Origin of the sequence: Brevundimonas sp. (genome assembly GCF_036405315.1) — a bacterium.
Taxonomy (GTDB): domain Bacteria; phylum Pseudomonadota; class Alphaproteobacteria; order Caulobacterales; family Caulobacteraceae; genus Brevundimonas.
Window position 1 is genome coordinate 1 of the sequence record NZ_DASWXW010000227.1, and the last position, 11,069, is coordinate 11,069.

The window sequence follows — 11,069 nt, forward strand, 5'->3', positions numbered from 1 at the left end:
CAACAAGCTGCGCGGCGGCCTGCGCGTCGCCGCCGTCAAGGCTCCGGGCTTCGGCGACCGCCGCAAGGCCATGCTGGAAGACATCGCCATCCTGACGGGCGGCCAGGTCATCTCGGAAGACCTCGGCATCAAGCTTGAGACCGTCACGCTCGACATGCTCGGCAAGGCCAAGAAGGTCCAGATCACCAAGGACGACACCACCATCGTCGAAGGCGCTGGCGAGAAGGACGGCATCGAGGCTCGCGTCGGCCAGATCAAGCGTCAGATCGAGGACACCACCTCGGACTACGACCGCGAGAAGCTGCAAGAGCGTCTGGCCAAGCTGGCCGGCGGCGTCGCCGTCCTGCGCGTCGGCGGTTCCACCGAAGTCGAAGTGAAGGAAAAGAAGGACCGCGTCGACGACGCCCTGAACGCAACCCGCGCCGCTGCCGATGAAGGCATCGTCCCGGGCGGCGGCGTGGCCCTGCTGCAAGCCTCCAAGAAGCTGATCGATCTGAAGGGCGCCAACGCCGATCAGAACGCCGGCATCGCCATCGTCCGTCGCGCCCTGCAGGCTCCGATCCGTCAGATCTCGGAAAACTCGGGCGTCGAAGGCTCGATCGTGGTCGGCAAGGTCATGGACTCGAGCGACGCTTCGTTCGGCTTCAACGCCCAGACCGAAGAATACGGCGACCTCGTCCAGATGGGCGTGATCGATCCGGCCAAGGTCGTCCGTTCGGCTCTGAAGTCGGCCGCCTCGGTCGCCGGCATCATGATCACGACCGAAGCCGCCATCGCTGACGCCCCCAAGAAGGGCGGCGCCGGCGCCCCCGACATGGGCGGCATGGGCGGCATGGGCGGCATGGACTTCTAAGTCCAGGCTAACCAACGCCAAGACTGCGGAAGGGCGGGATCGAAAGGTCCCGCCCTTTTTCTATGCACTGAACTCTCCCTCCCCTTGATGGGGAGGGTGGTCGACGCGAAGCGGAGAGCGGGTGGGAAGGGCGCGGCGATACGGAACGCGGCGCCTGCCCAGCCGAGCCCCCCACCCGGCTTTGGCCTAACGGCCTCAGCCCCCCAAGAGGAGGAGGGAGAAAAGATCACGCCCCGACCTCCCCCACTTCCCGCCCGGCCAGCCGCGCGCCCGCGACCACCGCCGGATCGTCTCGCGCCGTGTCGAGCAGCCAGTCGCGGAAGCGGGCGATCTTGGGGGTCAGGCGCCGCGCGGGCGGGTAGCAGATCCAGTAGCCCTCGGCCAAGGCGACCGTCTGATCAAACGGCCGGACCAGCAGCCCCCGTTCGATCTCGCGCGCATAGAGAATGGGCGAGCCCAGGGCCACGCCCTGATCGCCCAGGGCCGCCGCCACCTCCATGGCCTGATTGTCGGCGGTCAGGCGCGGCGACGGGGCCGTGTCGGCGGGCGAGACCTCGGCGGCGGCGAACCAGGCGGCCCATTCGCGCGGCTCGCCGACCAGATGGGCCCGCTTCAGGTCGACCGGCGTCTTCAGGTCCAGCCGGTCGCGCATGGCCGGCGTGCAGACGGGGGTGAAGACCGCAGGCATCAGAAAGCGGCTTTCCAGCCCCGCCCACTGGCCCGAGCCGAAGCGCAGGGCCACGTCCAGCCCGTCGGCGCCCAGCATCGACAGGGTCGGGCTGGTGTCCACTCGCACCGCCAGATCGGGGTTGGCCAGCTGGAAGGCCCCCAGCCGCGTCGCCAGCCACTGGGTCGCCAGGGTCTGAAGCGTGGTGATGGCCAACACGCCCTGATCGGCCTCGACCACGTCGGCCACGGCGCGCCGCAACAGGGTCATGGCCTCGATCGAGGCCGTGGCCAGCCGCGCGCCCTCCGGCGTCAGCGACACCTGCCGCACGCCGCGCACGAACAGGGGCCGGTCCAGCCTCTGCTCCAGGTCGCGGATGCGCCAGCTGACCGCCGCCTGGCTCATGCCCAGGGCCTCGGCGGCGCGGGTGAAGCTGAGCAGCCGCGCGGCGGTTTCGAACACCCTCAGGGCGTCGACGGGAATGCGGGAAAGGACATCAATCATAAGCAAGCCTTATGCATGAACCCTATCGTCTCGTTTGTGAACGCCCCCCGTCAACTGCATATTCCGGCTTCAAGAAAGGAGGACGACCGATGGACTACATCTACAGCACTCATAAGGAACCCGCGTGGGGCTGGATCGGCGCCTTGCTGGACGCCCGCAAGTCCGCCGCGCCGACAGCGATCAAGCGCGCCGCCAAGCCTGCCCCCAAGCTGCGACCCCGTCGCGCCGCCTGCTGACAACCAGGCCGCCGCGCCTTCAGTCCACGGCGATGATCTCGACCGACTGACCCGCCACGTTCGCCTCGTCGCCGACCCGCTTGCCCATCACGGCGCGGGCCAGGGGCGAGACGTGGCTGACGCTGCCCTGGGCCGGATCGGCCTCGTCCTCGCCGACGATGCGCCAGGTTTGGGTCCGGCCGTCCTCGCGCTCGATGGTCACGGCGCCGCCGAAGCGCACGCGACCGTCCGGCGTCGTCTCCAGCAGTTGCGCCGAGGCCCGCCGCGCCGACCAGTAGCGCAGGTCGCGCGTGGCCCGGGCCATGGCGGTCCGGTCGGCCTCGATCGACCCTTCAGTCTGGGCCCTCGTGTAGGCCGCCCGCGCCGAAGCCAGCTCGGCCTCGATCCTGGCCAGGCCTTCGGGGGTGACGTGGTTCGGATGGGGCGAGATCGGGCGGTCCACCAGGTCGGCGGCCGTGGCTTCCAGATCTTCTTCTCGGGTGAAGGCGACGCTCATGAGGACAGAGCGTATGCCGTTCGCGGACGTTCCGGTCTAGGAAGGCGTAATGACCGACGCGCCTTCCTCCCCACCTCCTGCCGTCGCCGTGATCGGCGCCGGCCCCGCCGGACTGATGGCGGCCGAGCGCCTGGCCTCCGCCGGCCTGCGCGTCACGGTGCATGAGCGGATGCCCTCGGTCGCCCGCAAGTTCCTGATGGCCGGGCGCGGGGGGTTGAACCTGACCCATTCGGAGGCGCTGGAGCCCTTCCTGAACCGCTACGACGCCCCGGCGCGGGCGCGGATCAGCGGCTGGCTGGACGCCTTCTCGCCCGCCGACCTGACCGCCTGGGCGGAGGGGCTGGGGCAGGCGACCTTCGTCGGTTCCTCGGGCCGGGTCTTCCCGAACGCCATGAAGGCCTCGCCCCTGCTGCGGGTCTGGCTGGCGCGGCTGGAGGGGCTGGGCGTCGAGATCCGCGTCCGCTCGCGCTGGACCGGCTGGAAAGACGGGGCGCTGAGCTTCGACACCCCCGAGGGCGAGCGGCTGGCGCGCCCCGACGCCGTGGTTCTGGCGCTGGGCGGGGCCAGCTGGGCCAAGCTGGGGTCGGACGCCGCCTGGGTTCCGGCGTTGCAGGAGGCGGGCGCCGTCGTGGCTCCCTTCCGGCCGGCCAACGCCGGTTTCGACGTGGCCTGGACGCCCCTCTTCCGCGAGCGGTTCGCCGGACAGCCGGTCAAGGGCGTGGCCCTGAGCCACGGCGGGCGCACCGTGCGCGGAGAGGCCATGATCGCCGCCTACGGCGTCGAGGGCGGGGCCGTCTACGCCCTGTCGGCGGACCTGCGCGACGCCGTCGCGCGCGACGGCGCGGCCGAACTGACGTTGGATCTGCGGCCGGATCAGTCGCGGGAGGCCCTGACGCGGCGTCTGTCAAAACTGCGCGGCAAGGACAGCCTGTCCAACTGGCTGAGGAAGGCCGTCCATCTCGATGCTCAAGCCGTCGCCCTGCTGCGCGAGGCCGGACCCCTGCCGATCCAGCCAGATGCGCTGGCGGCGCGCCTCAAGGGCCTGCGCCTGACCCTGACCGGGGTTCAGGGCCTGGCCCGAGCCATCTCCTCGGCGGGCGGGGTGACGCTGGACGCCGTGGACGACCATCTGATGCTCAAGGCCCGGCCCGGCGTCTTCATCGCCGGCGAGATGCTGGACTGGGAGGCGCCGACCGGCGGCTATCTGCTGCAGGCCTCGTTCGCCTCGGGCGTCGTGGCCGCGAACGGCGTGCTGGACTGGCTGAAGACGCGCTGATCGACCAAGGGCGGGGTCGACAGGGACGGCCTGAGGGCGCAGCCTGTCGCCCTCCCCTTCGCTGTCGTTCGAGTGCGCCTGATGTCGATGTCCCGTTCCGCCGCCTTCGGCCTGATCGCCGTCCTGATGACCTCGACCTCGGCCTTGGCCCAGACCGTGCCGTCAACGCCCTTGGGCCGTGTCGACCCGGTCCGGCTCAGCGAGGCGACGCGGGTTCTGGCCTCTGACGAATTCGAAGGCCGCGCCCCGGTCACGCCTGGCGAGGACAAGACCATCGAATGGCTGACGCAGCAGTTTCAGGCCCGCGGCCTCGAGCCCGGCGGCCCTGACGGGTCCTGGGTTCAGGTGGCCCAGGTCAGCCGCACCAGCCAGGACGGCCCCGCCGCCATCAGCGTCACGGCCAGGGGCCGGACCAGCGCCCTGCAACGCGCGACCGAGGTCATCGTCTCTTCGGACCGCCCGGTCAGCCATATCTCGCTCAAGGACGCGCCCCTGGTCTTCGTCGGCTACGGCGTGGACGCGCCCGAGCGCGGCTGGGACGACTACAAGGGCGTCGACCTGACCGGCAAGATCATGCTGGTCCTGGTCAACGACCCCGACTTCAACGCCCCCGAAGGCCACCCGGTGACGGGCCAGTTCGACGGTCAGGCCATGACCTTCTACGGCCGCTGGACCTACAAGTTCCAGGTCGCGGCGGCGCATGGGGCGGCGGGGGTTCTGGTCATCCACGACACGCCGGGGGCCGGCTATCCCTGGTCGACGCTGCAGAACTCCTCGACCGCGCCCAAGTTCGACATCGTCCGCGCCGACCCGGACAAGGAGCGGGTGGCGGCCCAGGGCTGGATCCAGGGCGCCGTGGCCGAAAAGCTGTTCCAGGACGCCGGGCTCGACTTCGCGGCGTTGAAGGCCCAGGCCCGCACCCCCGACTTCCGCCCCGTGGCCCTGGACGGCGTCACCATGTCCATCGACTTCGGCCAGAAGGCCGACCGGGTGCAGACCCGCAACGTCATGGCCCGCCTGCCGGGCGCGACCCACCCGGACGAGACGGTCATGTTCGGCGCCCACTGGGACGCCTATGGCCGGGCCACGCCCAAGAACGGCGACGACATCTATAACGGCGCCGTGGACAATGCGACCGGCGTGGCGGCGGTGCTGGAGCTGGCCCGCCTGTTCGCCGAGGGACCGCGCCCCGAACGCTCGACCGTCTTCGTCAGCTGGGCCGCCGAGGAGACGGGGCTGCTGGGGGCCGAATACTACGCCGCCAACCCGGTCTGGCCGCTGGAGACCACGGTGGCCAACATCAATATGGACAGCCTGCTGCCGGGGACCGAGATCGACCCCGACATCGTCGTCATCGGCGCGGGCAAGAATGATCTGGACGACCGGCTGGCCGTGCTGGCGAGCCGCGAAGGCCGCCGCCTGATCCCCGATCCCGCGCCCCAGGCCGGGGCCTTCTATCGCTCGGACCACTTCCCGCTGGCGAGGAAGGGCGTGCCCGCCCTGTTCGCCGCCGCCGGCTTCACCGGCCACAACGCCGCCAGCCGCGACTATGTCGCCAATCGTTATCATCAGCCTACGGACGAATGGACGCCGGACTGGAAGATGGACGCCGCCGCCGCCGATGTTCAGCTGCTCTATGAGGTCGGGTCCGCCCTGGCCAACTCGCGCGACTGGCCCGCGTGGAAGCCGGGCGACGAGTTCGAGGCGGCGCGTCAGGCTTCGGCGGATGCGCGCAAGCCGTGACCTCGGCCGACTGACGCGCTAGACCGCCCGCATGACCCAAGCGCCCGAAATCCACGGCCTCTGCCCCGCCCGTTTCAACGCGGTGAAGGACGCCTTCGCCGCCAACTTCGTCGAGGCCCCCGAGGGGCTGAACGAGCTGGCGGCGCGTTTCTCCGTCACGATCGACGGCGAGGTGGCGCTGGACCTGTGGGCCGGGTCGGCCGATCTGGCGGGCAAGACGCCCTTTACCGAGAACACCCTGGTTCCGGTCTTCTCGACCGGCAAGGCGGTCATGGCCCTGATGATCGCGCGCTGCGTGGACAAGGGCCTGCTGTCCTATGAGGACCGGGTCGCCGACCACTGGCCGGCCTTCGGCGCGGCGGGCAAGGATCAGCTGACCGTCGGCCAGCTGATGAGCCACCAGTCGGGCCTGCCGGGTTTTTCCGAGGGCGCCGAGCCCGCCATCTGGTTCGACCGCCAGGCGGTTCTGGACCGGCTGGCGGCCCAGCCGCCTTTGTGGGAGCCCGGCACGGCGTCGGGCTATCACCCCATCACCATCGGCTATCTGGCGGGTGAGTTGTTCCGCCTCGTCGATGGGCGCAGCATGGGCACGGCCCTGCGCGAAGACTTCGCCCAACCCTTTGACCTCGACCTGTGGATCGGCCTGCCCGAGAGCGAGCACGGACGCGTGGCCCAACTGCGCAAACCGGCGGCGGCGCCCGACCTCGGCCCCATCGACGCGATCAAAAAGGCCGCCTTCCTCGACCGCGGCTCGGCGCCGGGCGGGCGGGGCTCGACCGAGTGGCGCATGGCCGAAATCCCCTCGGCCAACCTGCACGGCACGGCGAAGGACCTGGCGCGGATGATGTCCGTCATCGCCACCGGCGGCGCCCTGGATGGGCTGCCCGTCCTGTCACAGGAGACGCTGGAGCAGGCCACGCGCGAACGCATCCACGGCCAGGACAAGGTGCTGCCCTATGTCATGAGCTGGGCGGCGGGCTTCACCCGCAACGAGGGGCTGAACGTCTTCGGCCCCAACCCCGAGGCCGTCGGCCACTGCGGTTGGGGCGGGTCGATGGCCTTCGCGGATCCGGCCACCGGGATTTCGGCCGCCTACGTCATGACCCGCCAGTCGCCGCACCTGATCGGCGATCCGCGCGCCCTGCGGCTGGTCGAGGCCCTTTACGCCGCCCTCTAGGCGCGATCAGGCCTCCGCGCCCCAGGCCAACTGGTCGTGAACGATGCGCCAGCCCTCGGGCGTGCGGCGCAGGACGCGGGTGAACAGGCCACGCGACGCCTTGCCGTTGCGCGTCACCACCACCCGGCCCGAGGCCACCGTGGTGTTGACGTCGAACTGCAGGGTCTCGAACCACTCATAGCTCATCCGACCGAGGCCCCCGGGCTGGGCGGCGCGGGCCTCCAGCGCGGCGCGCACGGCGTCCGGTCCCTTCAACGGCGTATCGCCGAGAAAGACCAGCAGGGGCTCGTCGGCGACATAGGCGGCCATCACCGCCTCGACGTCGCCCGACGACCAGGCCTCGGCGGCGGCGTCCAGGGCGGCGCTGACGGCGTCGAAGGTCTCGGCCGTGGTCGGCGCGACGACCGGCGGCGCGAGCGGCACGGGGGCTTCGCTCCGGGCGGTGCGGATCACTTCGTCGCCCCCCTCGATCCCGACGCTTTGCGCGCAGGCGGAGGAGCCGGTCGCCAGAACGACAGACAGGGCGAGGGCGGCGAGAGAGTGGGCGCGGATCATCGTCCCCTTCTAGGCTGGAACGGCCGCCGATCTCAACGCAAGGCGCGGTCTTCCTGGTCCAGGGCGGCCATGCGGTCCTCGGCCGGGTCGTCCAGCAGGCCGGGTTCCGGCGCCACGATGGTCTCGGCGGTGCGGCTGGCGCGGCGCACCTTGAGCACAGCCCCCACGGCGAAGACGGCGGCGCCCAGCCAGATGAAGGCGAAGGAGGCGATGCGCAGCGCGCCCAGAGCCTCGCCCTGGATCATGCCGATGAAGAAGACGATGGTCGGAGCCAGGAACTGCAGGAAGCCCATGCTGGACAGGGGCATGCGCCGCGCCGCCCAGGCGAACAGGGCCAGAGGGATGACCGTGGCCGGGCCGGCGAACAGCAGCCAGAAGGTGGCGGCGGGCGAGGCGGTGAAATGCCCCTGCCCCGTCGCCTGAATATAGACCACCCAGGCCAGGCCGGGCGCGGCCAGCAGCAGGCACTCCATGAACAGGCCCGTCTGAGCCTCGACCGAGACGCGCTTCCGGATGATGCCGTAGGCGGCGAAGCTGAAGGCCAGCAGCAGGGACACCCAGGGGGCGTGGCCCAGGGCCAGGGTCTGCAGCACCACGCCGACGGCGGCCAGGCCGATGGCGGCGGCCCCGAAACGGTCGATTCGTTCCCGGAACAACCAGGCCCCGGCAGCCATGTTCAACAAGGGGTTGAGATAGTAGCCGAGCGAGGCGTCCAGGGTCCGCCCGTTGTTCACCGCCACGACATAGGTGGTCCAGTTGGTGGCGATCAGCACCGCCGACAGGGCCAGCCAGCCCAGCACCCTGGGCTGACGGAAGACGGCGACGACCTGCGTCCACTGGCGGGCGATCAGCACCAGCAGCAGGGCCCAGAGCAAGCCCCAGACGGCGCGGTGGCCCATGATCTCCCAGGCGTCGGCGCCCTGATGCGCCATCTGCTGGAAGACCAGGGGGATGAAGCCCCACAGCAAGTAGCAGCCCACCCCCGCCATCAGGGCGGCGCGGGCTTCGGACGAGGTCGCAGAGGGGGACGCGGTCACGGCGGACCTTTCGGCCTCCGTCGCCGGAACGGGACGGAGGCTCAAAAGAGGATACGATACAGGCCCTCAAGCAGCCCCGCACCGCGTGCGGGGGGTCAGGGCCCCTTCACTTAGACACTCAGGCTGCGATAGCCGCTCGACGGGGTGATGACACCGGTCTCGTCCAGCAACTGAGCGATCTGGACGGCGTTCAGGGCCGCGCCCTTGCGCAGGTTATCCGACACCACCCAGAACGACAGGCCGTGCTCGACCGTCGGATCCTTGCGGATGCGGCTGACATAGACGGCGTGCTCGCCGGCGGCGTCGACGGGGGTGATGTAGCCGTCGTGCTCCAGCTTATCGACGATCAGGACGCCCGGGGCCTCGCGCAGGATTTCGCGGGCCTCGTCCGGCTCGATCGGGCGATCGAATTCGACGGTCACGGCTTCCGAGTGGCCGACGAAGACGGGAACGCGGACGCAGGTCACGGTCAGCTTGATCGAGGGGTCGATCATCTTGTGGGTCTCGTCCCACATCTTGGCTTCCTCGTCGGTGTAGCCGTCGTCGCGGAAGGCGCCGATGTAGGGGATGACGTTGAAGGCGATCTGCTTGGGGAACTTCTTCGGCGTGGCGTCGCCCAGGCCGTAGATGGCCTTGGTCTGGTTCCACAACTCGTCCATGCCTTCCTTGCCGGCGCCCGACACGGATTGATAGGTCGAGACCACCACCCGCTTGGCCTTGGCCGCATCATGCAGGGGCTTCAGCGCCACGACCAGTTGGGCGGTCGAGCAGTTGGGGTTGGCGACGATGTTCTTCTTGCGGGCCAGCTTGACCGCGTCGGGGTTCACTTCCGGCACGATCAGCGGCACGTCGGGGTCCATGCGGAAGGCCGAGGAGTTGTCGATGACGATGGGACCGGCCTTGCCGATCTTCTCGGACCATTCCTTGGACACCTTGCCGCCCGCGCTCATCAGCACGAGATCGACGGTGGAGAAGTCGAACTGCTCCAGGTCTTCGCACTTCAGCGTCTTGTCGCCGAAGGCGACCTCCACGCCCTTGGATTTTCGCGAGGCGATCGCATGCATCTTATCGACGGGGAAGTTCAGCTCCTCGATGATGTTCATCATTTCGCGACCGACATTGCCGGTGGCGCCAACGACGGCGACGCGATAGCCCATGATCAGATTATCCTTGGTAGGGGCGCTGGGGAGAAAAGCGGTTCTGCATTTGGGTCTTTCGCAAGCGCGAAGCAACCAGTTTTCACCAAATTCCTGCTTCAGGGGGCATGAAGCGCCCTCGCCTTCCCTGATCCGCCCTCTAGGGCTATGCCCCTGACCATGACCTCCCGTATCCGCAACGCCTACGACATCCGCGTCGAAGAGGGCGTCATCGCCCCCGATCCGAAGCAGTTGGAACTGCTGACCGCGCTGGAGCGGCTGGAGGCGGACCTGTCGAAAAAGGGCCTGTTCGGCCGCCCGCCCGAAGTGAAGGGCATCTACATCTGGGGACCGCCGGGGCGCGGCAAGTCCATGCTGATGGACCTCTTCTACTCGGCCACGCCGGAGCAGAAGAAGGTGCGCGCCCACTTCCACGCCTTCATGGCCCGCATCCACGACCTGGTGAAGCAGTGGCGGGACGGCGACGCCCGCACCCGCAAGGCTGTGTTCGGCACCGCCAAGGGCGACGATCCCATTCCGCCGATCGCGGCCCTGATCGCCTCGGAAGCGCGGCTGCTGTGTTTTGACGAACTTCAAGTCACCGACATCGCCGACGCCATGATCCTGGGGCGGCTGTTCGAGGCCCTGTTCGAGAAGCGGGTGGTCCTGGCCGTCACCTCGAACCGCGCGCCAGAGGACCTCTACAAGAACGGCATCAACCGCCAGCTCTTCTTGCCCTTCATCGACATCATCCGTCAGCGTTGCGAGGTAGTCGAAACGGCGGGGGCGCGCGACTTCCGCCTGGACCGCATGGCCGGGGCCAAGGTCTGGTTCTCGCCCCTGGACGACGCGGCCCGCGACGGGTTCGAGGCCCTGTGGGCGGACCTCAAGGGCGGCGAGCCCGAGGAGCCCGCCGCCCTGCCGGTGCTGGGTCGTCAGGTGCGGATCAAACGGACGGTCGGCGGCATGGCGCGGGCGACCTTCGCCGAATTGTGCGGCGCGCCGCTGGGGCCGCAGGACTATCTGGCCGTCGCCCAGCGTTTCCACACCCTCTTCCTGTCCGATGCGCCGCGCCTGAGCCCCGCCAACCATCACGAGGCGCGACGCCTGGTGACGCTGATCGACGCGCTTTACGAGGCCAAGACGCGTCTGGCGGTCCTGGCGGCGGCCGAGCCCGAAGCCCTCTACGCCGAAGGCGTCGGCGCCTTCGAGTTCGAGCGCACCGTGTCGCGCCTGAACGAGATGCGCAGCGCCTCGTGGCTGGAACAGAGGGGCGATAACGACGAGGCGCCAGAGCCGGTTCACGCCTGAAACTAGCCCCCTCCCCGCCGTCATCCTCGGGCTTGACCCGAGGATCGAGCGTTCAGCGGGCAGGCCGTCGAAGGGATG

At 69.5% G+C, this 11,069-nt stretch carries 11 protein-coding genes; 6 read left to right on the top strand and 5 right to left on the bottom strand.

The features are described 5' to 3' along the window. Positions 1-853 (top strand): chaperonin GroEL (gene groEL, locus VGE49_RS14130; protein WP_331035175.1); only part of this gene is annotated, 853 nt, incomplete at its 5' end. Positions 854-1,079: 226 nt separating this feature from the next. Here groEL and VGE49_RS14135 read toward each other — a convergent pair. After that, positions 1,080-2,024 (bottom strand): LysR substrate-binding domain-containing protein, encoded by a 945-nt coding sequence (locus tag VGE49_RS14135; protein ID WP_331035176.1) that lies wholly within the window; start codon positions 2,022-2,024, stop codon positions 1,080-1,082. An 89-nt stretch (positions 2,025-2,113) separates the two neighbouring features. On the opposite strand from VGE49_RS14135, the gene VGE49_RS14140 reads away from it, so the two are divergent. Next, positions 2,114-2,260, top strand: a complete 147-nt coding sequence (locus VGE49_RS14140; protein WP_331035177.1) for a hypothetical protein — start codon at positions 2,114-2,116, stop codon at positions 2,258-2,260. Positions 2,261-2,279: 19 nt separating this feature from the next. On the opposite strand, the gene greA is transcribed toward VGE49_RS14140, so the two are convergent. Then, a complete protein-coding gene (gene greA / locus VGE49_RS14145; protein WP_331035178.1) occupies positions 2,280-2,756 on the bottom strand; it encodes a transcription elongation factor GreA in 477 nt (158 codons plus the stop codon). Between the two features lie 49 nt (positions 2,757-2,805). Here greA and VGE49_RS14150 point away from each other — a divergent pair, with 49 nt between their 5' ends. The 3 genes from VGE49_RS14150 to VGE49_RS14160 all read left to right on the top strand — a co-directional run bounded on the left by VGE49_RS14150 (position 2,806) and on the right by VGE49_RS14160 (position 6,952). After that, positions 2,806-4,032 (top strand): BaiN/RdsA family NAD(P)/FAD-dependent oxidoreductase, encoded by a 1,227-nt coding sequence (locus VGE49_RS14150; protein WP_331035179.1) that lies wholly within the window; start codon positions 2,806-2,808, stop codon positions 4,030-4,032. An 81-nt stretch (positions 4,033-4,113) separates the two neighbouring features. Continuing rightward, positions 4,114-5,775 carry a M28 family metallopeptidase gene (locus VGE49_RS14155; RefSeq protein WP_331035180.1) on the top strand — a complete coding sequence of 554 codons (1,662 nt, stop codon included), beginning with the start codon at positions 4,114-4,116 and terminating at the stop codon, positions 5,773-5,775. 31 nt (positions 5,776-5,806) lie between these two features. Then, complete coding sequence (locus VGE49_RS14160; RefSeq protein WP_331035181.1) at positions 5,807-6,952, top strand: serine hydrolase domain-containing protein; 1,146 nt, start codon at positions 5,807-5,809, stop codon at positions 6,950-6,952. A gap of 6 nt (positions 6,953-6,958) precedes the next feature. Here the strand turns inward: VGE49_RS14160 and VGE49_RS14165 are convergent, their stop codons facing one another. From VGE49_RS14165 to VGE49_RS14175, 3 genes are all read right to left on the bottom strand, one after another. Continuing rightward, complete coding sequence (locus VGE49_RS14165) at positions 6,959-7,507, bottom strand: YybH family protein (protein ID WP_331035182.1); 549 nt, start codon at positions 7,505-7,507, stop codon at positions 6,959-6,961. A 32-nt stretch (positions 7,508-7,539) separates the two neighbouring features. Beyond that, a complete protein-coding gene (gene rarD, locus VGE49_RS14170; RefSeq protein WP_331035183.1) occupies positions 7,540-8,544 on the bottom strand; it encodes an EamA family transporter RarD in 1,005 nt (334 codons plus the stop codon). A 110-nt stretch (positions 8,545-8,654) separates the two neighbouring features. Then, the gene (locus VGE49_RS14175; RefSeq protein ID WP_331035184.1) at positions 8,655-9,701 is read right to left on the bottom strand and encodes an aspartate-semialdehyde dehydrogenase; all 1,047 of its coding nucleotides are present in this window, start codon (positions 9,699-9,701) and stop codon (positions 8,655-8,657) included. A gap of 159 nt (positions 9,702-9,860) precedes the next feature. On the opposite strand from VGE49_RS14175, the gene zapE reads away from it, so the two are divergent. Beyond that, positions 9,861-10,991, top strand: a complete 1,131-nt coding sequence (gene zapE, locus VGE49_RS14180; protein ID WP_331035185.1) for a cell division protein ZapE — start codon at positions 9,861-9,863, stop codon at positions 10,989-10,991. The last annotated feature ends 78 nt before the right edge of the window (positions 10,992-11,069 follow it).